This window comes from Chryseobacterium rhizoplanae (assembly GCF_900182655.1).
Taxonomy (GTDB): domain Bacteria; phylum Bacteroidota; class Bacteroidia; order Flavobacteriales; family Weeksellaceae; genus Chryseobacterium; species Chryseobacterium rhizoplanae.
In genome coordinates this window covers 87,285-110,770 of record NZ_FXTC01000015.1, presented here as the reverse complement: position 1 = coordinate 110,770, position 23,486 = coordinate 87,285, and the positions used below count along the sequence as shown (strand labels likewise).

General features: G+C 35.8%; 20 protein-coding genes. 3 read left to right on the top strand and 17 right to left on the bottom strand.

What is annotated here, in order from left to right:
- The 10 genes from FN817_RS22225 to FN817_RS22180 form a co-directional block, all read right to left on the bottom strand.
- Nucleotides 1–959, bottom strand: a 959-nt coding sequence (locus FN817_RS22225) for a DUF6443 domain-containing protein (protein ID WP_228451640.1), incomplete at its 3' end; no start/stop codon positions are given.
- Between the two features lie 8 nt (nucleotides 960–967).
- On the bottom strand, nucleotides 968–4,366 hold the full coding sequence (locus tag FN817_RS22220) for a hypothetical protein (RefSeq protein WP_142719829.1): 3,399 nt from the start codon (nucleotides 4,364–4,366) through the stop codon (nucleotides 968–970).
- Between the two features lie 143 nt (nucleotides 4,367–4,509).
- Nucleotides 4,510–5,028 carry a hypothetical protein gene (locus tag FN817_RS22215; protein WP_228451639.1) on the bottom strand — a complete coding sequence of 173 codons (519 nt, stop codon included), beginning with the start codon at nucleotides 5,026–5,028 and terminating at the stop codon, nucleotides 4,510–4,512.
- A 222-nt stretch (nucleotides 5,029–5,250) separates the two neighbouring features.
- Complete coding sequence (locus FN817_RS22210; RefSeq protein ID WP_142719828.1) at nucleotides 5,251–5,661, bottom strand: hypothetical protein; 411 nt, start codon at nucleotides 5,659–5,661, stop codon at nucleotides 5,251–5,253.
- Nucleotides 5,662–5,780: 119 nt separating this feature from the next.
- A complete protein-coding gene (locus FN817_RS22205) occupies nucleotides 5,781–6,179 on the bottom strand; it encodes a hypothetical protein (protein ID WP_142719827.1) in 399 nt (132 codons plus the stop codon).
- A gap of 92 nt (nucleotides 6,180–6,271) precedes the next feature.
- Nucleotides 6,272–8,599, bottom strand: a complete 2,328-nt coding sequence (gene bglX, locus FN817_RS22200; RefSeq protein ID WP_142719826.1) for a beta-glucosidase BglX — start codon at nucleotides 8,597–8,599, stop codon at nucleotides 6,272–6,274.
- Between the two features lie 80 nt (nucleotides 8,600–8,679).
- Nucleotides 8,680–9,387 carry a carboxylesterase family protein gene (locus FN817_RS22195; RefSeq protein ID WP_142719825.1) on the bottom strand — a complete coding sequence of 236 codons (708 nt, stop codon included), beginning with the start codon at nucleotides 9,385–9,387 and terminating at the stop codon, nucleotides 8,680–8,682.
- 41 nt (nucleotides 9,388–9,428) lie between these two features.
- The gene (locus FN817_RS22190; RefSeq protein WP_142719824.1) at nucleotides 9,429–10,820 is read right to left on the bottom strand and encodes a glucoamylase family protein; all 1,392 of its coding nucleotides are present in this window, start codon (nucleotides 10,818–10,820) and stop codon (nucleotides 9,429–9,431) included.
- Nucleotides 10,821–10,895: 75 nt separating this feature from the next.
- Nucleotides 10,896–12,314 carry a RagB/SusD family nutrient uptake outer membrane protein gene (locus tag FN817_RS22185; RefSeq protein ID WP_142719823.1) on the bottom strand — a complete coding sequence of 473 codons (1,419 nt, stop codon included), beginning with the start codon at nucleotides 12,312–12,314 and terminating at the stop codon, nucleotides 10,896–10,898.
- 10 nt (nucleotides 12,315–12,324) lie between these two features.
- Nucleotides 12,325–15,141 carry a SusC/RagA family TonB-linked outer membrane protein gene (locus FN817_RS22180; RefSeq protein WP_142719822.1) on the bottom strand — a complete coding sequence of 939 codons (2,817 nt, stop codon included), beginning with the start codon at nucleotides 15,139–15,141 and terminating at the stop codon, nucleotides 12,325–12,327.
- A 367-nt stretch (nucleotides 15,142–15,508) separates the two neighbouring features.
- Between FN817_RS22180 and FN817_RS22175 the strand changes: the two genes are divergently transcribed.
- Both FN817_RS22175 and FN817_RS22170 read left to right on the top strand, forming a co-directional pair.
- Nucleotides 15,509–16,180, top strand: a complete 672-nt coding sequence (locus FN817_RS22175; protein ID WP_142719821.1) for a DUF4197 family protein — start codon at nucleotides 15,509–15,511, stop codon at nucleotides 16,178–16,180.
- Between the two features lie 40 nt (nucleotides 16,181–16,220).
- Entirely contained in the window at nucleotides 16,221–16,526 is a 306-nt protein-coding gene (locus FN817_RS22170) for a DUF493 family protein (RefSeq protein WP_047421595.1), read from the top strand.
- Nucleotides 16,527–16,751: 225 nt separating this feature from the next.
- Here the strand turns inward: FN817_RS22170 and FN817_RS22165 are convergent, their stop codons facing one another.
- Nucleotides 16,752–18,779, bottom strand: coding sequence for a M43 family zinc metalloprotease (locus FN817_RS22165; protein ID WP_142719820.1), 2,028 nt, complete (start codon nucleotides 18,777–18,779; stop codon nucleotides 16,752–16,754).
- A gap of 322 nt (nucleotides 18,780–19,101) precedes the next feature.
- Here FN817_RS22165 and FN817_RS22160 point away from each other — a divergent pair, with 322 nt between their 5' ends.
- On the top strand, nucleotides 19,102–19,347 hold the full coding sequence (locus FN817_RS22160) for a hypothetical protein (RefSeq protein ID WP_142719819.1): 246 nt from the start codon (nucleotides 19,102–19,104) through the stop codon (nucleotides 19,345–19,347).
- Nucleotides 19,348–19,406: 59 nt separating this feature from the next.
- Here the strand turns inward: FN817_RS22160 and FN817_RS22155 are convergent, their stop codons facing one another.
- From FN817_RS22155 to FN817_RS22130, 6 genes are all read right to left on the bottom strand, one after another.
- The gene (locus tag FN817_RS22155; RefSeq protein WP_142719818.1) at nucleotides 19,407–19,757 is read right to left on the bottom strand and encodes an ArsC/Spx/MgsR family protein; all 351 of its coding nucleotides are present in this window, start codon (nucleotides 19,755–19,757) and stop codon (nucleotides 19,407–19,409) included.
- 87 nt (nucleotides 19,758–19,844) lie between these two features.
- Nucleotides 19,845–20,459, bottom strand: a complete 615-nt coding sequence (locus tag FN817_RS22150; RefSeq protein WP_002977952.1) for a deoxynucleoside kinase — start codon at nucleotides 20,457–20,459, stop codon at nucleotides 19,845–19,847.
- Between the two features lie 24 nt (nucleotides 20,460–20,483).
- Nucleotides 20,484–21,446: a hypothetical protein gene (locus FN817_RS22145; protein ID WP_228451638.1), complete on the bottom strand. Its 963-nt coding sequence runs from the start codon at nucleotides 21,444–21,446 to the stop codon at nucleotides 20,484–20,486.
- A 92-nt stretch (nucleotides 21,447–21,538) separates the two neighbouring features.
- Complete coding sequence (locus tag FN817_RS22140; RefSeq protein ID WP_142719817.1) at nucleotides 21,539–22,561, bottom strand: glutaminyl-peptide cyclotransferase; 1,023 nt, start codon at nucleotides 22,559–22,561, stop codon at nucleotides 21,539–21,541.
- Between the two features lie 35 nt (nucleotides 22,562–22,596).
- Nucleotides 22,597–22,980: a VOC family protein gene (locus FN817_RS22135; RefSeq protein WP_047421591.1), complete on the bottom strand. Its 384-nt coding sequence runs from the start codon at nucleotides 22,978–22,980 to the stop codon at nucleotides 22,597–22,599.
- A complete protein-coding gene (locus FN817_RS22130) occupies nucleotides 22,977–23,483 on the bottom strand; it encodes a GNAT family N-acetyltransferase (RefSeq protein WP_142719816.1) in 507 nt (168 codons plus the stop codon). Before FN817_RS22130 ends, FN817_RS22135 begins: the two co-directional genes overlap by 4 nt.
- Between the last annotated feature and the right edge of the window lie 3 nt (nucleotides 23,484–23,486).

The window sequence follows — 23,486 nt, the reverse complement described above, 5'->3', positions numbered from 1 at the left end:
GTATAGAGTCCAGTGTAGGCTGGCCTTCCAAATTGATCATATTTGGTAAAAAGCCATTGTTTTAATGCTCCCATGACAGCGTCCTGGGTCATGATCAGCCTGTCCTGTTTGTCATACACCATATATTCCCAGCCTTTTCCGGGCAGTTTCTTTTCTACCAGACGGTTTCTTCCGTCATATTTATACTGGTAACATAACTCATTCAATACGGTATTGGGATCTGCTTCTACAGAAGCTTTGGGGGGGATCACAAAAGCCAGCTGGTTATAATTATTGTAAACATAATAGGTATCTGCATTGTCTGTAGCACTGATTGCTTTTCTGACCAATACCACCTGTCCCTGTCCATTTTTGAACTCAATGGTTGAGTTGCCATCTTCATCGGTAACTGTATTTTTATACAGCTGTCCTATTCCGTAGGAGCCGGATAAAGTGAGTTGGGAAGTAAAATTGGTATAGTTAAAAGTGGCGGTATATTTTTTAACCTCACCATCTGCATTGGCATCATATCCAAATTGTACAGGTTTTGTACTCCATGCTGTACCCACCTGAATCTGCTGCTGAATCCTGTCTAACGGTGAGTTTTCCAGAATCTTCTCTGAATAAATTTTCTCTGAACCATAAGGGGTACTGCTCACATTGGATAATGGATCAGGGGTAATGGCTCCGTTGAGCGTTCCTCCCTGGGGAACAGGAAGATAGTCCTGAACCTGTCTTCCGAACTGGTCGTATTTAATGGGAGTAACTACATCTTTACCCAATGGAGAGGCTTTTACACCTACTATTTGTTTGGGTCTTCCCAGTCCGTCAAAATACTGAACCGTTTCGGAGGTTTTAACATTGGCAAGGGTAGGATCGGACAGATACGTCTTGGAATACACATAATTTTCTGTACTAGTAAGCTGCGCCTGGGTTGTTCCTATGATGAGAATTCCTATAGGAATTATAAGTTTTTTCATGTTTGTGTTTAGTTTTTATAGTTGTATTTCATCTCCTTCAGCACTTTGCCATTCACATCTATCACTTTTTCAAGCCTGTTAGCCGAATCATAGACATAGCTTTCTCTGATTCCGGATGGTGGGGTGATGCTTCTTACTCCTACTAAAGGATCATACGTAAAAGTGGTAATCTGATAAGCAGATAAGGCCATATTAGCTCTGAATGAACTCAATGCTGATAAAAATGCTGTCTCATCATTATTTAATCCTGCTGATGCATCTGTATTGGAAGCAGTAACAATGGAATCAATTAATGATTGCTGGATATCTGTTAATTTAGCTCCTTCAATCTTAGCAATAGGCTGGGTCAGGTTATAGCCCCAGATAATAACCGTTGAAATACCATCTTTTGTGGTATACTGCTGTAAGTTTCCTTTTAAATCATATTGATCATATATTACTTCTGTAGAAGTAACATTTTGTAAATCTGTAGATAGGACAGAACTTGGGAGTAAGTTCAATGGGTTATCGTATTTTGTTTCTGTTTTAGAAAGTATTTTTGTGGCAGTTCCAATAGTTTGTGTTGTTTCAGTTTCTAAAGGAATACCAATCATATTTGCATTAATCAGACGTTGATTCCCTTTCTCATGAGCATATTTAAAGATGGTATTAGATAGTGAATTGTCAGGAAAAGTAGTTTTCTGGGAAGTCAGCTGGTAATGAGAAGTATTGTTATATAAATATTCTATGGTAGTCATAAGCTTTTTGTAAGGAGTATCATCTTGTATATCTACAGGTACGTTTTCATAATATTCAGTATTTTTTGTATTGGAAAGAATTGAATAATAACTTTCTTTGGGTAATGACACCATATTATAATTAGAAATAATTGTCTCCAGAGGCAAATTTACATGTGAAGAAAATAATGCATATGCTTCTTTACCTCGTAAATCGTAAACGGTTTTTAAGATTTTCAGGTCATAATTATTTGATGTTTTACTTTTAAGAAATAACTGTCCTGATGCTGATTTAGAAAAAACTCTATTTTCAAGAAGTTTTCCATTAAAATCGTCATAAGAAAAACTTTTATCCATTGAACTTACTGTATTTGAAACTACACTTCCTAAATAACCGTCAGAACCAAAAAAATTCTGATAACTTCCGTCAAATACAGGCATCACAGGCGTTCTAATAATGAATTGATCTTGATGATATCCATTACTAAATATTTTTTGTTCTCCACCTTTCTCAAAATTATCACCTCCATAGCTAATCGTAACGTTAGGATATGATGGGTACATAAAGTAATCAGAAAAAGGACCTATAAGTTCTGATGATTCAAAATCGTGATTATACGCTAAAGGCACAAGAACCATCCCTCCAGTACAACTTTCTACAGTATATTGCGATGTAGTATAGTTTGTAGGATAAAGAGTCGTAGATAAAAGATTTACATTGTTGATATCTTTAAATGAAGAATAATATACTCTTTTTATATTGGTAATGGTATTATTTTCATCAACATCATAGGTCTTTTTTAATCTCAGGCCTGCTATATTCTGACTCCCATAGCCACTTTTGTACGAAACCATAAAAGTACCCATATAGTTAACATTAGGTTTTGGTACCAATGATAATTTTACAATATATCTCTTAGTTGGATCAGTGGTAAAAGTCAAACTTTTGTTTTTTGTTCTGGAACCATTGTCTATATCAGCTTGTGTAGTTTTGGGCAAATTAATTACCTCATTCAGTAACACGCTGCCTGTAACCTCATCCAGAATTTTTAAATTAACTTCCAGCATTGTGGTTATAGAAGTAATTTCATTTTGTGTAATCACTAAATCAAAGGCCAGTTGATTATCAATAATACTACTTCCATCTAATGTTGCCGTACTTTCTGTTATGGGAACATCATAAGGATTGCTACGAACTTCTCCATTTTTACTTTGTAAAAGAGCATATTTTTGTGGTCTGGCTTCATAATCAAAAAAAGTGGTTCCTTTTGTAGGGTAGGAAATAGAGGTTAATGTTCCTTTTTTTGCTGATGAAAAATCAGAAGTCCTGTCTGCATAGCCATATAAATCACCAACAGCATAAGAAAAATTAGAAAGTCCTAACAATTTCAAATTCGGGATTAATGTAGAATTAAATTTATTGTTAAAGTACCCAAATACATCAGCATTATAGCTGTATTTATCCGGTAACCCCTGAGGGTCATCATAAGAGAACGAATATTCGTTATCAAATACCGGGGTATCTCCCTTAAAGTTATATTTTTTTATCTTAGTTAAAAAAAACCGTTCAAGAACGGAAGGGTTTAATTGTGAGTATAGATCCAAATATTCAAAACTTATTTGCTGGTATTTTTTATTTGAAAAATTATTGACAATATCAATGGATGAAATTTTATTATAATAAACACCATTCACATTATTATAATTAAAATTTATTGTTTTTTCTTTGCTTTTTATTTTTATTAAAACTCTTGCATCCTGAATTCTTAAAATATTACTTTCTTTGACATAGTCTGAAATAGCAGCTGATCCATTTCCCTGACAAACAGTACCATTTAATTCCTGAGACCTAAGTACTTTTCTTTCTGTTATTGAGTTTAAAAATGACTTCGCACCAATATTCTGATATTCAAAAGTAATTTCATTATTTTCAACATTAGTGATTTTTGTTAAATAAAAACCTGTATATCCTGAGTATATAGTTGCATCACGAATCCAAGTTTTCTCAATGGCAGTTTCTCCTCCAAAATAATATTTAATACCATCATAAGTAGTTAATACAAACTGATGTGTCGTTTTAAAATCCCCTATAGTTTCAATTTTGAACTGATGACTGTCTGTAGTTAAAACCGGATTTAAATTCTTATCTAAATAAAATTTCCCTGTCAATCCATTTACCGAAATACTAAATATATCAATTTCATTATCGTAAGAATCATCTGTAAAATATGATTTCACCAATAATGAATTGTTTGATCCATCCGGTATATTGACTAAATTCTCAATCTCAGATGAAGTATTAAACATTAATCGATTAGAGGATACCTGCATTTCATCAGGAAGATCATTAATTGTTCTTGTTATAACCCCTCCTGCATCTAAGAACCAGCTTATTCCAACATTATTAGGTAAATCATTTACTTTTACACCCAATTTTGAATAATTTAATTCAACTTTATTGAATATATTTTTTTCCCTTATTTCAGCGACAGGAATATTGATCTGAGCCATTCCTTTATATTCATTTAATGGCTGATTTCCGTATCGAGTCATTTCGTCGGCCTGCGGAGTTGGCGGAACTACATTAGTAGCCTTGCCGATATTATTTTGCTCACCTGTCTTATTCTGTTGTGCATTCATATATAAAGTTGCAGAGCAAAATAAGAAAGTGAAAATTTTACTATTTATCATTTTTAAAGTTTTAATGTTTAATGATGGAAAAATAATTTTAGTAGTTGATTATTATAACCTTGGAAGTCTATCCCAGATATAATGCAGACACAAGCGACAAAGAATCCTAAGTCTGTAGTCTGAAAACAGCTTTTGCTTCTTCATCAGAAGAGCTTCCGTGTCTTTTGCCATAATTCATCACCGAATTCATTGATTCTGATCAGCCAGATATCAGATCCTCCTTTGGAATCCTCTTTTTTATCCAAACCTTTTCCTGAATAAGAGGTTCCGGCCAATAAAAATCCACCATCCTGTGTGGTTACTGTAGCTGACAAATAATCATGATTTGATCCTGAGAAGTATTTCTCCCAGACTTCATTCCCCTGCTGGTTTAATTTTACCAAATGAAAATCGTAACCATTATTTTGCTTATTTCCTGAAGTCTGCTGCTTATCGCTTTGGATAGAGCTTCCCGTGATAAGATACTGCTGATCGATGGTTGTAGTAACCTGGCTAAGAAAATCCTGGGTAGAGGATTTGATATCTTTCTGCCATACCACTTCCTGAGCAGATGTGTCCAGAATAGCGCATAAGTGAGCGCTCCGAGATAGATTTTTTTCATTCCCGTATTGTTGTTTTTTTGAGTTAGTAATTAGTTTCTTAAAACTTCGCGAATTTAACACTTTTTAAGACATGAAAATTATTTTAATGTGGTATGCTGTAAATCATACTATTTATTGTTAAATCCTCTTTAAAGCATATTAAGATTTATCTTATCCTGGTGCAAAATTATCTCTGCATAACGACAAAACTTGTCGCCTAAAAATCTATTTTGAAACTAATGAATATACAGCATAAAAAAAACCACTCTTTCGAGTGGTTTGCCTATTTTTTGAAATCTGATCTTACTGATAAATTACTTCATCATTCTTTTTGATCTGGTAACTTTTTTTATAAGGAGTTAAAACATAACTGTCTTTAATATGAGATCCGCTTTTCCAGATTTTCTCTTTTCCTCCTTTATTCAGGATAATACTTTTTGCAGCTCCATCCGGAATAAAAACTTCGGCTTTTTTCATGTCTTTCGTGAAAATTACTGCCGTCATTGAGGTATAACTTTTATCTGTGTTTACTTCTTTCAGTTTTATTTTCTGATTGAAAGTTTGTATACAACTATTTTTTAACTGTGAATAGGTATATCCTGCAGAGCCAATACAGCCGTGAACATCTCTATCGCCTCCTAGAACAGGAGCTTGTTTTTGTGCAAACATTAAGGATCCAAGGAACATTGTGCTGAGTAAAATTGTTTTTTTCATGTGGTAAATTTTTGTTTTCTGATTGATAGAACTAAATCCCTAAATAGGGTATTAGTTAATTCCTCTAAGGTACAAAAAAAACCACTCTTTCGAGTGGTTTTTCATTTTGAAATCTGATCTTATTGGTAGATCACAATATTATCCTTTTTAAGCTGGTATCCGTTTTTTTTGTAAGGAACCAATACATAACCATCCTTTTTCCATGCTTTGGCTCTACCTCCTGCTCGGGTAAGGATAATGCTTCTTTCACCGGCATCTTTTACAAAAACCTCAGCTTTTTTCATGTCTTTACTGAAAATCACTGCAGCTATTGAAGTAGAACTTTCTTTCGGAGCTACTTCTGTTAACTTTATTTTCTGTTCAAACGTTCTTATACAGTCTTTCTTAATTTGAGAATAAGTATATCCTGCAGAACCAATACATCCATGTGCATCTCTATCACCTCCTACTACATGTGTATTTTGTGCAATAGCTAAAGATCCAAGGAACATTGTACTTAATAAAAGTGTTTTTTTCATGTCAATTTGTATATAATAATTACCCGAATTATTATTAAAAATCGTGCCAAAAAAGATATAATACACATTTCTGTGAATACTTTTTACTTTTATTATTTAGTCCAATTGATCTTTGAATGCTTCACGTCAGTAGAATTAGTTCCGATCATAATATCGAATTCACCTGATTCCCAGTCATATTTCAAATCTCCGTTATAGAACTTCAGGTTTTCAGGAGTAATATCAAAAGTTACTTTTTTAGATTCTCCTTTTTTCAAAAATATTTTCTGGAAACCTTTTAATTCTTTTACAGGTCTTGTAATACTACCTACCATATCTCTGATATACAGCTGCACCACCTCAGCACCATCATAATTTCCATTGTTGGTTACTGTAACGGATGCCTGAATTGTCTGATCTCCTTTCGGATTGGTATTGGATACTGTAATATCAGAATAATTGAACTTTGTATAACTTAATCCATAACCAAAAGAATACAACGGTGTATTGCACTCATCCATATAGTTGGAACGGAACCTTTCGTAAGTACATTTATCTACTTTATCCTGACTTAGCGGACGACCTGTATTTTTAGCATTATAATAAATTGGAACCTGACCGAGACTTCTTGGGAAGGTCATTGGAAGTTTTCCTGATGGATTTACTTTTCCGAACAGAACATCAGCAATTGCATTTCCTGCTTCAGATCCTGCAAACCATGCATTCAAAATAGAATCCGGAGTATCTTTTACATTGGTTAAAGCCAATGGGCGACCTGTGAAAAGAACCATGGCAATAGGTTTCCCGGTTTTCTTTAATTCATTTAATAAATCAACCTGAGACTGAGGAATGGTAATTTCTGTTCTTGAAGAGGATTCACCACTCATTTCCGCAGATTCTCCAATCGCAAGAACAATAACGTCAGCTTTGTTGGCAACGTCCACAGCTTCTTTTAAAAGTTCTTCTTTGGAACGGTTGTCTCTGTCTGTTTTCTTCCCGTGAGCTGCATAGATTTCTTCTAATTTAGCATCATAGTCTATGTTTGCTCCTTTTGCTGATAAAAACTTAACTTCTTTTCCGTAGTTGGATTGTAATCCCTGCATTAAAGAAACTGAAGAGGCATGTTTAGTAGCAACACTCCATGTTCCGGCCATATTCATAGAATTATTTACCAATGGTCCGATTACCGCTACCGTTCCGGATTTTTTTAAAGGCAACACCTGATTTTCATTTTTCAATAACACCATTGATTGGGCAGCTGCACTTCTTGCTATATTACGGTTTTCCATATTATAGACTTCTTTTGCTGCTAATTTGGCATCTCCATGTTTATATGGATTATCAAATAAACCCAAGTCATATTTTGCTTCAAGAATTCTTCTTGCCGCCATATCAATTTCAGCTTGTGTCACTTTTCCTTCTGCCAGAGATTTTTTTAATGTTGTTAAAAAACCTTCTCCAACCATATCCATGTCAACACCTGCTTTTAAAGCTAAAGCAGAAACCTGCTGAAGGTCTCCCATACCATGGTCTACCATTTCATTGATGCCGGTATAGTCTGTTACTACAAAGCCTTTAAACTTCCATAAATTTCTCAATACTTCAGTCTGAAGCCATCTGTTTCCTGTTGCAGGAACACCATCCACCTCATTGAATGAAGCCATCACAGAAGCTACACCTGCATCTACTGCAGCTTTGTAAGGAGGAAAATATTCATTGAACATTCTTACATGGCTCATATCAACCGTGTTGTAATCTCTTCCCGCTTCTCCGGCTCCGTAGAGTGCAAAGTGTTTTACACATGCTAAGATATTGGTTCCATTAGCAAGATCTTTCCCCTGGTAACCATATACCATATTTTTAGAAATTTCACTTCCTAAATACGGATCTTCACCGGAACCTTCTGATACTCTTCCCCATCTTGGTTCACGGGAAATATCTACCATTGGAGAGAATGTCCAGTTAATTCCGTCTGAAGCAGCTTCTCTGGCGGCTACTTTGGCAGACTGCTGTACAAGATTCATATCCCATGAAGCAGCCAATCCCAAAGGAATAGGGAAAGTAGTTTCATACCCGTGAATAACATCCATCCCGAAAATCATCGGAATTTTCAGACGGCTTTTTTCTACAGCTACTTTTTGAACAGCTTTTATTTTATCTGCTCCTTTTATATTGAATAGACCTCCTACCAGTCCCTGCTCTACTTTCTTTCCGATATCAGAACTTTGTGCCTGCCCTGTAGTAAAATCTCCGGAAGTCGGCAGGTTCATCTGGCCAATTTTTTCGTCTAATGTCATTTTAGCTAAAAGATTGTCTACAAAAGCTTTCTTTTTAGCCTGATATTGAGCCGTCTGATAAGACTGAACGGGCTTTGTTACCATTTCCTGCGCTGAAAATACAGGTGCCAATGCTAAGGTGGCGATTACAATTAACTTTTTCATAAATCTATCTTCTTAAATTATTGTTTATATTTTTTGCTTTAATTCGATGGGTTTATCTTTCGATCATTGTGTGTATCATATTACTTTTCTTTCTTTTTAGACAGCATCCATTCATAGAGCTGCGGATTTGAATAAGCAGAATCCCAAGAATTATGATTATCATTCGGGAAAATAACCAATTCTGCGGTTGGATTTACCGGATGCAGTTTTTGGTAAAAATTAAAGGCATTGGCAGGTAATACGATATCATCCATTCCGCCATGAAATATTTTCATATTCAAATCTTTAAATTGATGAATATTAGCGGTCATTACCTGATCTGTAGGAGCACAAACTGAAGCCACAGCAGCAAACATTTCCGGATGCTCCATGGCAAGTTTCAAAGTTCCCCATCCTCCCATAGAAAGTCCTGTAAGATAGATTCGGGAAGCATCAATTTTATACTTCTTCTGAATTTCTTTGATCAGATTATACACGGTAACCGTATCCCACCATGTTCCTTCCGGACATTGAGGAGCCAGAATAGCTACCGGTTCTTTGATCAGGTTTTTATAGGTGAACGGACTGTGAGCTTTGACTAAATCAAGATTAGTTCCGCGTTCTCCTGAACCGTGAAGAAAGACTATTAATGGTACATTTCCTTTTGTATTTTTAGGATAATCCAGAATATAGGATATTTTTTCCTGTCTTTTAATTTCTTTATTGAGTTCTGCTTTTATCTCCTGTGCATTCACATTCAATGAAAATGGCAGCAGTAAAAGAGGAATATGTTTCAGTTTTAATTTCATATTGTTATTTCGGTTTTGGCTAAAGCCCATTTATACTGAATTTATTTTATTCCGTATTTGGCTGACTGGAAGCTTAGTTTTTTTAATCCCTGTTGAATTTCAGGAGCATTCATAAATAATTTCCAAAGGAATCCCGATCTGTAGTTTTCAATCATTGGTGCTATTGTTCCCTGATCTATCGCCAGATATCTTGGGGTAAACCAATTGTTATAATTGATAGAGGTAGCATCATAAGGGCCTGCGGATCCTATAAATTCAGGTTTCTGAGTATAAATAAATCTAAGGAAAGCCATTGATTCTTTCGGGGTATAAGGGAAACTGCTCAATGCTGCTGTAGGAGTTATTACTCCATTATCATTAGTAGGCATGTGAGCCGTGTATCCTGTGCTTCCATCCTCATTTCTGGTATAACCGGCTGTCAATCCCCAATAGTTGGGTCCGTAACCTTTCCATTGTTTTGGGTTTTCAACACAGTATTTGTAGTCGATAAGGGTTTGATTTTTATTGATATCAAAATAGTTTTTGACAAGCTTATCAGACAATCCCGTAGGATCCAGTCCGATATATGAATATTGCGCCCAGAAAAGCGGTCCGCCATATTCTTCAGCGTAATTGTGTTTTACATACAGAGGCAATCCGTATTTTGTTTTGTCTGTAAGGTAGGTTCCGTTTCTCGTCCAGCCTTTGTAATAGGTTTCTGCATCAATGGAATACGTAGGTGAAGATGCGGCCAGAATATAGGTAATCAGGCATTCATTATATCCTTCAAGAGGAAAGTTCATTTCCCATTGGTATTCCGGTGACCAGTGCCAATAGAGAACTTTTTCGCCTCCTTTTGTATACCAGTTCCACTGAATTCCTTTCCATAGCTCATCACATTTTGCGGCGAGTGCTTTTTCTTCTGCGTTTCCGTTTTTAAAGTATTCACGGACCATCAGTATTCCAGAGGTAAGGAATGCGGTTTCCACAAGATCCCCGCCATTATCTTTTTTGCCAAAAGGAACCGTCTTTCCGGTTTCCCCATTGATCCAGTGTGACCAGGCACCTTTATGGCGATCTGCCTTAGCCAGGAAATCCATGATATGAGTAAGTCTTTTTACGGCTTCTTTTCTCGGAACAAATCCTCTTTCTGTTCCCACAAGAATGGTTGCCAGCCCAAAGCCTGAACCTCCTGTAGTGATAACATGTTTATCATTATCCGGATAGATATTATCTTCGTGATAACGCTCTCTTCCTAACATTGAATTAGGTTCTGCATAATCCCAGAAATACTTCAAAGCATCTTTCTGTACTCTATCCATAAGCTGTTCATCAGTAATAGTACTTTTTACAGCTTCAGTTTTTCCAACTTCCTGTTTTGCCACAGGAGCATTTTTACAGGAATACACAAAAAATAAAGAGGTGATAGCCATTGATAATACGTTCCTTTTCATGAGATCTCTTTTTATAGGGTTTCTAACTAAAAGAAGAGGAGAACTTTCATTCTCCTCTAATGTTTATGGTTTATTTTAATAGCCAGGGTTCTGTGTGAACAATCCTAAACTTGCATTCATTGCATCCAGTGGAATCGGGAATAATTCATTCTTCCCTGCTTTGAATCCATAAGAAGAAAGTACAGTAGCTGCCTGCCCCGTTCTTACAAGGTCTACGAAACGGTCACCTTCCATAGCAAGTTCCACTCGTCTTTCATGCCAGATTGCAGTTCTTAGAGCAGCTTGTGTTGATGCTGTTGTACCTCCTAACTGAGCTCTGGTTCTTACTTTGTTGAGATTAGCAATTGCTGTAGCGGTATTACCCAACTCGTTAGCTGCCTCTGCATTAATTAAAAGGATTTCTGCAAATCTTAAAATTCTGATATTCTGTTTTGATCCGTAAGCACAAGCACTGTTATTCAAAGCTTTAGGAACATATACTTTTTGATTAAATGTTGTTACAGAGTTTGGATCCCCCATTGCAATAAGATCTCCTTCCGGAGTAGTTTCTCCATTTCTAAGAATAGTAAGCTCTTTTCTTATATCACCAGACTCAAATGCATTTTCCAATGCCTGAGAAGGTGTAAAGAATCCCCATCCAAATTGGTTTCTTACACCCTGTACTTCTGCATATTGGCTTCCTCCGAACTGAGTGGAACAATCACAGTTCACTTCAAATACAGATTCTTTTCCAAATTCTCCTGCGATTCTGAATAAGTGATTGAAGTCAGGATCTAAATCATATCCCATAGACATCACCTGATTAGAAGTATCATAAGCCTTCTGCCAGTCTTTTTTATAAAGATAAACCTTCGAAAGCAGTCCTAAAGCAGCTCCTTTGGTAACTCTTCCAAGATCAGCAGCAGCATAAGTCTGAGGAAGAATCTCTGCTGCACTGGTAAGATCCGAAATAATAAAGTTATACACTTCTTCCGCAGAGTTTCTAGGAACTGTATAAGTAGAAGGAATTCCGTCAAAGATTGGAACGCCGCCGTAGATTCTCAGTAAGTTAAAGTAAAAATAAGCTCTCAGCATTTTTGCTTCTGCAATCAATCTTGTTTTTAAAGTGGCATCCATATCAATTTTCGGAACATTTGTAATCACCTGGTTACATCTGTTCACTGCCTGCCATTGTCCGATCCAATATCCTCTAACTCCATCATCACTTACGGTATAAGTAAATTGGTCATACGCATTAATAAAAGAAGCGTCTCCAGGATTAGATCCTTTTACCACATCATCTGCCGGTACACCAAATACAAACTGATAAGGAAATGCAGAATTTTCCCAGCTTCTTAAAAACACATAAATTGCATTTGTAGCCTGCATGGCATCATCCTGAGTTTTGAAAAAGGAATCTGCTTCTGTTACTCCTTCCTGTTTTATATCCAGATAATCGTCTTTACAACTTATTACAAGTGAAAATAAAGCGATTGATAAAAATATTTTTTTCATGTTCTTCTAATTAAAATGTTAAATTCATACCGATTGTATAAATGGCTGAAATTGGATAAATATTATTATCAACCCCCATTTGTACTCTGTCCGTATTCACAATCTCTGGTGAAAAGCCATTATATTTAAAGCTTGTCCAAGGGTTCTGAGCGCTTAAATACAATCTAAATTTAGTAAGCAATAAAGATTTTGCAAAGTCTTTAGGAAGGTTGTATCCTACAGTAATATTTCTGATTCTGAAATAGCTTCCATCTTCCACAAAGAAACTACTTGGAAGAATAATGGACTGGTTGTTGGTAGTCATCGGATATGCATTGGAAGTTCCTGCCCCATGCCATCTGTTGTTGTAGAAATCAAGATCCCAGTTTTCATTTCCATAACGCTGTTCACGGTTATAGTTATAAATTTTGTTACCGAATACCCCCTGGAAGTCTACAGCAATATCAAAATCATGAACACTTAAATTAACTCCGAATCCATAAGTTCCTTTTGGAATCGGGCTTCCTAAGAATGTTTTATCTCTGGTGTCAATAACTCCGTTTCCGTCTATATCAGCAAATTTTAGCCACCCCGCTTTTGCTCCGGTTTGACCGGAAGCAGCAGCTTCTGCATCAGACTGGAATACCCCAGTTACCTCATATCCATAATATGCTCCTACAGACTGTCCGTTTTGCAGTCTTACAATAGAGTTTCCAAATAAACTTGCTCCTGTTTCAAGGTATGAACCTTGATATACAGATGTAATTTTATTTTTAAGAGTAGTAAGGTTACCATATACTCCTAATTTCACTTTTTCAGAAATTTTCGTATCATAATTTACTGAAACTTCAAAACCTCTGTTATTAAATGAATATGCATTGGTAATAAAATTTTTCCAGTTACTTGCCCCCGAAACCGTTCCTTGTGTAACACCATATACTACATCCTTAGTATCTTTATCAAAATAGGTTGCATCAATTTTCAATTTGTTATTGAATAATCCCATTTCTAAACCGATATCTCTACCCGTTGTAGTTTCCCAGCCAATATTTGGATCAATCACTCTGTCAATGGTCTGTGCAGGCGCTCCTGAATTTCCATAATAAGCACCTTCTTTAAGAATTGTAGTTCTTAAAGTATAAGCTCTGGTTACATCGGGATTACCCAATTTACCCCAGCTTGCTCTTAACTTCAAAAGGCTGAATACATTCTGATTGCTCATAAAGTTCTCCTTGGAAATTACCCATCCGGCACTTACCGCTGGGAATACCCTGTGTCTGTCTCCTGAAGAATATTTTGAAGTACCGTCTCTACGAACCGATCCATTAATCAGATATTTTCCTTTATAATCATAGTTTACTCTGGCAAACATAGACTCAATTCTATCCTGATAAGGGACTACATCATAGCCTTCTACGTCCTTGTCAATCATAATAATATTGGTCCCGTTAAAAATATTCATCGAAGCATTGGTTCCATCATAATTAACATTAAGTGCTTCTAAATACGTTTGGGAATAAGAATTTCTTGTTCTGGAAAAACCGGCAAGAATCTCAAGGTTATGATCTCCTAATGATTTTTTCCAGCTTAATGTATTGTCCCAAATATAATTTCTGTTTCTTGAATCTCTTGTAATCAGCTTATTAGGCTTCTGATCGGAAACAGGAACATAATTAAATGTAGGAGTATATTCGTAAAGATTTGTGTTATAATTGTCTGTTGTATAGCTTACTCTCAAAGTAAAATCCTTCAAGAATTTATATTCAGCCCATACATTGTTCAATAACCTCTCCTGTCTGTTTTGAGAACGGTATAAATCTAATATAGCACGTGGGTTAGGAATAGAATATCCATTAAAGAACTGGTAGTCTCCTGTACCCGGATTCATCACAGAAAAGATAGGAGGTGCATTATAAGCATTTAATAAAGGATTTTTTGCCTGATCGGTACGCATTTTAGAGAATGTGAAATTGTTCCCGATGGTCAGGTTATCCGTAATCTTATAACTAAGATTTAATTTTGTATTAAGTCTGTTAAATCCTGAACCTGAATTAATACCCTGTCCCGCAGCAATATTTCCTTCATCCTGTAGATTTCCTATGCTTGCATAATAATTAAGTTTTCCTAAACTTCCTGAAGCAGAGAAATCATTAGAATTAATGATACTTGTTCTGAAAATCTCATTAAACCAATCTGTATCAGCAGGGAAATTAGCTCTGGAAAGTGCACCATTAAGATTCCCATTATCATTCATCAGCTTTTCGTTATAAAGCTCAATATACTGATCAGAATTAGTCATTTTAGGAACATTGGTAACTTTCTTGATTCCTAAATAAGAATTGAAATTGAATATCGGTTTCCCTCTCCCTGTTTTTGTTTTAATAATTACAGCTCCGTTAGCAGCTCTTGCTCCGAAGATTGCTAAACTGGAAGGATCTTTCAATACACTCATAGATTCAATATCCTGAGGACCAAGGAAAGAGATGTCATCAGTGATCATTCCATCAACGATGAATACTGTTTTACCAGTAAGAGAACCTACCCCTCTGATATCTACTCTCGGAGAACTCCCTGGTGTACCAGAATTCAGAACCTGTACACCAGATAATTTACCTTGTATTGAGCTTATCGGGTTAGCGTTAGGTTTATCGGCAAGGTCCTTTGCAGAAACCATTCCGATACTTCCGGTAACGTTTTCTTTTTTCTGAGATCCATATCCGATCAAAACTACTTCCTCGATCTTCTGCTCTTTGGCAGTAGTATCTTTTGGAGTAGTCTGAGCATTGACGTTCATACCGAAGTACAAAGCAGCAATGAGACATGAATACTTTAAATTACTTTGTTTCATATAGTTTCAATTTTATTCAAATAAATTCAAATTTGTACCTGTCTCTAAATAGTGGAGTTATTTAAAATCTCAAAAAAAGACATTAGCCAAAAATAGAAAAAATATTGAACAATGTTAAACTATCTTAAATATTTAAACATTATTTCTTTTTATTATGTAAAAAATAGTAACCAATCAAATTTTATAATTTTATACTTAAAATAATTATCAATTAAATATCATATTATTAATGATAAATTAACGTTTTTAACTTAAAAATTCACCAAATATTCATGTGAACTTAATATTTTGTTAAATAGAGAATAGTAATTACCTTTGGTGCAGTTTTTGACAAAAAAGCATTTAGAAATCAATAATAAAAAGATCAATGAAAAAATATATCATTGCAGCCGCTCTTATCATAGGAACCGGTGCTGTTATTACCACCAGTGTGCAATCTTGCACATCATTAGCCACATCCGATATGGGGCTTTCTATTATAAAAAGGATTCTGCTTAATGGTATTGATAAAGGAATGGGCATTTACGGAAACAAAGAGGCTTTTCTGCAGAATAATATGGTAGATAAGGCACTTCCCAAAGAGCTGAGAGATATCAATTCTACGCTGGAGAAGATTGCTCCTTCACTGGTAGCTAAAGAAAGAGATTATATTGCACAGGCAGCAGCTTACACTGTGAATACTTCAAAACCTATTTTACAGGATGCTGTTAACAGTCTGAATGCTCAGGATGTCACCAGAATTATGCAGGGAACTACCGCAACACAAATTTTAAAAGAGAAAACATCCCAACAGCTTATTGCAGCAATCGCTCCCAAAGTGGATGAGAAACTGAATGAATATGGAATTGTAAAAACCATCAATACAGCGTTATCAGGAAGCAATTTCCTGGGCAGCCTTTTAGGAGGAAATAAAAATACGGTCAATTCAGGTGGATTGAGCCAGCTGGCTTCTGAACAACTGGTGAATGGGTTATTTAATATCATTGAAGATTATGAGCATCAGAACTCTAAATCTCTCCTGGGGCCATTTGGAAAATAGGAGAAATTTCGTTATATTTATATTATATTAATAATTGCAGATGGATATATTACAAGGAAATCAACACGCAAATCCTGAAGATTTTTACAAGTCTTTGAAGGATAAACTGGAGGATCATCATGATTTTCCGGAAGATTATTTATTTAAATTTATTATTCCTACAGACCAGTCAAAGCTTACTGAAATATACAGAGTTTTTGACGGCATTAAGTTTACACTGGGAAACCGCGAAAGTAAAAATGGAAAATACACGGCCTGCAATATCAATGCATTTGTTTTGGATGCAGATCAGGTTGTGAATATTTATAAAGAAGTAGCAAAAATAGAAGGCGTTATTCTATTGTAAAAAACAGAAACCGTTTCATAGTGATGAAGCGGTTTTTTATTGTACTGATGTGCTCCAAATTTCCTTCTCTACATCGTAGATTTTCATCCGAATTAATAGGTACAAGTCATAGTATTCTTGACTCTAAATCTTTTCTTATTTCTATTACTTTCCAGTTAATAAAAAAAGTCCGCCCCATTATAGAGGCGGATCATCTATGTTAAAAAATTGATATATTCTGTATTATTACTTCTTAACAAATTTAATACTTTCTGAAGTTTTAGCGTTCTGTATTGTAATAACATACACTCCTTTTACAAGGTCTGCTACACGAATCTGATTATCATTAACCTTTCCTTTTTTAACGATCTGCCCTACAGCATTATGAATTTCAAATTGAGATTCTCCTGAAAGTCCGGTAACGTTAATAATATCATTAACCGGATTAGGATATATACCAAATTTATTATTCTTATTAACCTCAGCAGTTCCTAATGATTCCCGTGTGGTAAATGTTTTGGTCTGATAAACAAATTCATTATCTAAATGAAATATGGTCTGTCCGGTACTTGTAGCAAGATCTACATACCCATTCTCTAACCCGTCACCAAAGTCATCAGAAATTGTAAATGCGTAACAATCCTGAGGTAAAGTCCACACCTGAGTAATAAGAGCCGGAGTAGGCTGTCCTTGTTGAGTATTACTATATTTGCCTTCTTTTACAACTTGTCCCGCACTGTTTTTCAGATTCCATCTCGTTTCCTTGCCATACTTATCTCTCTGCAACTTAAAGGTAACAGTAGTGGTTGAAAAATATTGAGGGGCTACTGGCTTTACATAGTTACCGCTTGTAGAGTTATTAGTGCTTCTCTGATCTGTCGCTCCGTTAACAGATGTAAGAGAGAAGGAAACCGGAGAAGACGCTACAGAACCACTTACAGGGATATTAATTACCCCCGATTTATCTTGAGCCAGGTTACCCGTCCAATTATAAGTTTGAGCAGCTCCTCCATTTATTGAATAAGAAATAACAGCTGATGTCAAGTTACTCGTACCTCTGTTGGTGATAAGCAGGCGAAGCACTCCTTCTCCACAATTAACGACTCCTATTGAGCATCCTCCGTCAAATTTTATCTCAGCATCATTGGCAAACAAAGGAATAGGCAGATCTGTATTCGATGCTTTAAGTTCCATTCTTCTTGGAGAATTGTCCATCACTGCTCTTACTCTGGTCTTCTGATCAATGGTATAAATATTCATACAGGTATCATTTGTATAATCCATATAGTTCTGTACCATTTCAAAAATCGCAGGATCATCACAACTTGGGATTGCAGGATCGCACACATAATTATCTTCATGTGCTGTCGGAGTATCTGCACAGTAATCAGTACCACATGCTGCATCTCCCCAGATATGTCTAAGCCCAAGGAAATGTCCTACTTCATGAGTCATTGTTCTTCCTCTGTCATAGCCAGCCTGCATTAAAAATGTACCGTCATTATAATCCATACTTCCAAAAGTAGAATATCCTGCGACTACGCCATCTGTACTGGCAAGGCCTCCATTCGCATTAAGACCCTGAAGACCAGAGTCAGACGGAAACTGAGCAAATCCCAACAATCCATTATCTGCAAAGTCCACACTCCACATATTCATATATTTTGTAGGATCCCAAATCGTACTTGTTTTTACAACATCATTGATAAAATTCTGATATCCATATTGAGGAGCCCCATTCGCCCAATAGTCTTTACAAAGATTCACTCTGTCAATTCCATTGGTTGGATTTCCATTAGGGTCTACCTTTGCCAGCACAAACTGTATTTCAGTATCTGCACCTACAGGATTAGTATTATATCCGGGAGTGTTAATCTTTCTTCTAAAATCATTAGTCATTACTGTAATCTGAGACATCACCTGAGCATCTGTGATATTAGGAGCAGTTCCTACATCCTGACCACTGTGGATGACGTGAACTACAACAGGAATTGTAATCACAGTTCCGTTCTGGGATTTGTTGGCATTGGCTTTTTCAATCAAAGGGGCAAGCCACTTTTCAAACTGTTCTGTTGTAAGTCTCTCAGGAAATTTTCTCTTTAGATTCGCTTCATATTCAAGCGTTCCACATTTTTCAATTCCATTAGGGTCCAGCTTTTGTTCTGTAAGACGTTTCGGAGATTTTGTTTCCTCTCTGATCTGTGCATTTGAAAATCCGATTCCCATAAAGAATAGGACAGCTAAAGAAGATCTCGAAATAATAGAGTTATTCATTATTATATTTTTTGTATTTTAGCAAACATACAAAAAAAACCACCATAAGCAACTTATAATTTATCAAAATACAAAATAAAATAAAAATAATTCAATGAAAATACAATTTATTATAATTAATATTATTGCAATTTTATCAACTATTGGTTGTGTTAATCAAAATAAAAACAACATAAATAGTAAAAATTTAACCAAATCAGAAAAACAACAAAAAATTGAAAAAATCGAATTAACAGAAAGAACCCGGGGAAACAACCGGAGTATTGTATATACACCCACCCTTATTAGCGCTACATTAAACGGAGATTCAACCCAAACGACAATGTCTCTTTCTGAATGGGAGAACATTTCCAGACAGGCAGAAGCTCTGAATCTATCCAAAATATCAGATCTTCAGTCTCCCACTACCGGCAGATATACCGATAGGGCTTTAGCTGCTACTATTATTATCACTTCCAATGGGGTTACCTATACTTCCGCTACTTTTGATGCTGGTATTCCACCAAAAGAGCTTGAAGCATTATACAATACTTTACAAAAACCAAGACAAAAGAAGCCTCTCAAATAAAGAATCAAAACAAAAAAATCCGCTCTTTTACAGAACGGATTTTTTATTTATGTATTTTATTATTTTTCAATAAAGAATTTTACATTTTCAATGGGTCTTCCCAACATGGCGACTGAACCTTTTACCAGAATTGGCCTTTGTATCAGAGAAGGATTTTCGGACAGAATTTTCAGCCATTCTTCTTCTGAATAATTTTCATCTGCATAATTCTCAATATACAGCTTATCAGTCTTACGGATGATATGAAAAACACTTTGGTTCAGCTTTTTCAACACAGTCCTGATCTCAAGGATGCTTAACGGATCTTCAATGATATTAATGATCTCAAAAGGCACACCGTTCTCGTCAAGATACTCTAATACGGCATTTGACTTTGAACAGTTCCCGTTATGTAAAACTTTAACTACCATGATATTATTATTCAAAAAGTTACATTCTCTTTATCAAATTTAAGAAGAATCCCACTAAAGATGTCTTAATATTCTAATAAAAGTATGTTAAAACAATCCGTGAAGTTCTGCTTCAATTTTCTCCAGAATAAACCCGAAATCTTCCGGTTTTTCAACAAAATCAAGATCATCCACTTCTACAATCAGAAGTTTTCCTTCAGTATAATTGGAGATCCATTTTTCATATTTCTGATTCAGTTTTGAAAGGTATTCAATACTGATAGAAGCTTCGTATTCACGACCTCTTTTATAGATTTTTTTAACCAGATTGGGAACATCTGATTTCAGATAGATCAGCAAATCCGGAGCCGAAACAAAAGACTTCATCAGATCAAAAACGGATGAGTAATTATTGAAATCTCTGTCCGAAAGAAGATTCATATCATTTAAGTTTTCTGCAAAAATGTGAGCATCTTCGTAAATGGTACGATCCTGAATGATGTTTTTACCACTTTCTCTGATTTCCTTTACCTGACGGAATCTGCTTCCCAGGAAATAAACCTGCAGTGCAAAACTCCATTTGCTCATATCTGAATAAAAATCCTCCAGATAAGGATTATGATCTACGTCTTCAAATTGTGCATCCCATCCGTAATGCTTGGAAAGCATTGTCGTCAAAGTTGTTTTTCCTGCTCCAATGTTTCCTGTAACTGCAATATGCATATTCTTTTTCCTTGTATTTACTGATTAATTGATAAGCTTTTCGATTCCCTCAGTCTGAACTCTGGAAGTGTCTTCAAGCAATTTCTGCAGCGTATTGTCTGAAGGCTTCTCCTCTTTATTCTCAACGGGTTTTTCTTCAGTTTTTTCTACGGGATTTGCTGTAGGCTGCTGTAGAGATTCCGGCTGAGCGTCAAGCAGTTTCTGCTGTTTGGCTTTCTTTACTTTTTCAAGGCTGTAAAGATAGAGTTTGTTCCCCTTGATTTCAAAATAAGAAAGGATGTTTTTATCCACAATTTGCGCTTCTGGATCTTCAAAAACCGTCACCATTCCTTTTTCAGGAACGTATTGTGAAATAAAATTACCGGCCACAACCAGAATTGCATCATTTTCTCTTCTAAAGCGTTTGCCGTTTTCTAAAGGGGCTTCAAAAAGTTTTTCAAATTTCAGGCTGTAAATCCTGATATGTTTTCTTGTTAAAATATAGACCTTGTTTTCGTAGACCAGCATATCCATCAGATCTTCAAAACTGATATCAAATGGATAGGAATTGATGGTAGTATCATTCCTGAAATTGTACTGGATCAAACGTTTTGTACTGTCATCCAAAAGCCACAGCTGCTGCAGATCTTCGGCATAAGCCATTCTGATGAACCCAAATTTCTGCTTAAAATCAAGCCTTTGAATTTCATTCATATTCTGATCCACAAATTTCATTTCCTGAGCATTTTCAGAGAATAAAGGCACATTCAACGGATTTTGTACATTCTGCACTTTGTAAGGAACAGTAAGCATCATTTTTCCAATCTGCTTTCCTAAAGAATCGTATTTGGTAAAACTAAAATCTTTGTTTTTATAGATATACAGACTTCCGTAGTCATCGGCAAGCATATCTTTAGCTTCCTTTAATTTTAAAGTATCTAAAGGGAGAATATTCTGCGCAGAAAATGTGCAGAAAGCAAAAGTCAATATCAGATATACTAATCTCAAAATTCTTTTTTACTAAAGATAGCGCTCCTCATGGAACGCTACCAATTTACATACTTTATTTTATTCAGATAGAAATTGTTATTAAACTTTTATTATTTAATTACAACTTCATAAATCTTCGGCCAGTTCTTTCCTGTCACCAACATATTATCACCTTTGAAAGCAATTCCGTTCAATACATCATCACTTCCTTTTGTGTTCTGTTTGGCAATTTCTGTGAAATCAAAAGTACCCACTACTTCACCGTTGGCCGGATTAATTTTTAAAATAATTGGTTTCTGCCATACATTGGCATAGATAAATCCGTTGTGGTATTCCAGCTCGTTTAACTGATCGTAGGCCTGAGAACTACCTGCAACAGCGATATATTTAATCAGTTTTGAAGGGTTATTGACATCAAGGAAATATAAAAGTTTACTTCCGTCAGAAGCAATCAGGTTTTTCCCGTCATACGTCAGTCCCCAACCTTCACCCAATACATTTGGATAAGCAAATTCCGAAAGCAGTTTTAAAGAGCTCTTATCATAGATATACCCTTTTTTGCTCTGCCATGTCAGCTGATATACTTTATCTCCTACAATGGTACTTCCTTCAGAAAAGTCTTCCTGAGCCTGTTTGGTAGAAGCAAGCGGCGTTGTAGTTCCCAATGTATATTTTAAAATCTGGGAAGCTCCGTTTTGTCCGTCACTTTCATAAATGGTATTTCCTTCCACCTGGAAACCTTGTACAAAGTTTTTAGGGTCGTGAGGATACTCTGCTACAATCTGATAAGGAATATTTTTTTCAGGATTTTTTGCAAATACATTAATAGTTGCATCCTGATTCAATACTTCTCCACCTTTTGTTTTAACGTTGAAGGTAACAGCATTATCACCTAATGTGAAAAATTTAGGATCAACGGTTAGATCTGTTGTTTCTTTATCTCCAAAGCTGATGGTTACACTTTCTGCATTTTCCGTTACCTCTTTCGGAAGCTCAAGCTTATCTCCGAAATGGTATCCTTTCGCCTCCATTGAATTATTATAAGTATTCAGTGTATCAAGAATTTCTTTATTCTTGTTACAAGATGCCAGTAATAAAATCGCTGCGAAACCCGCTATTATATTTTTTTTCATTGAATTTCTAAATATTTCCCCAAAAATAGCAAATTTTATTCCGTATTGCCAATATTATCTATGGGTTCTCCAAATTGCAGGATATAACCATTGTTGTCATAGATCGCAAATTCCCTCATTCCCCACTCAAAAGATTCAATCTCATAGCAGACTTTGGCCTTTGTTTTAAGCTCTTCCCAAAGTTCATCCACCTTATTTACATTAAAATACAATGAGCCGGAAAAACCGATTGAAGTATTTTTTTCATGCTGATTAGGCTGAGAAAGCATAATGTATATTTCATCTTTACGAAGGGAAGCCCATTGCCAATCATCATTTCTACCCATCAGGGTAAAACCCAGAACGTGCATGTAAAACCCTATGGTCTCATCAAGATTTTCTGTCCAGAGGATGGGACGAAGTGCAGTAAACTGTGTCATGATTCCTGTAATTCAAAAGTATTTTTATGGATTTTCATATTCAGGGAAACCCAGGTTTCTGTATTAATCTTCGCTTCGCTTCTAACTTCAGGGTCAAAAGCAAAACCTACTTTCCGGTAACATTCAATAGCTCCGGTATTCCAGTCGTAAACATTAAGCTCTGCAATTTCTTTATCAAAATGGCTGAAACCATATTTCAGAAGTTCCTGCATTACTTTTTTACCATATCCTTTCCCTCTGTTGTTTTCATCCCAGATCAGAATCCTGCCCAGCAGAAATGTCTTTTCCTTTAAGAAAATCTGAGCATGGCCAATCGTTGTTCCTGTATGATCTGCAATGGTAAACAAGGTTCTTTTTTCATCGGACAAATCGGTCTCCAGCTGTTCTGCTGTAAGCGGGAAACGGTATCCGGGCCCGGCAAACTGAAGAAGCATTCTTTCATCTTCTATCTTTGAAATCAGCAGCGGCGCATCGTGAATTGTAAAGGGCTGTAGTGTAATCATGGT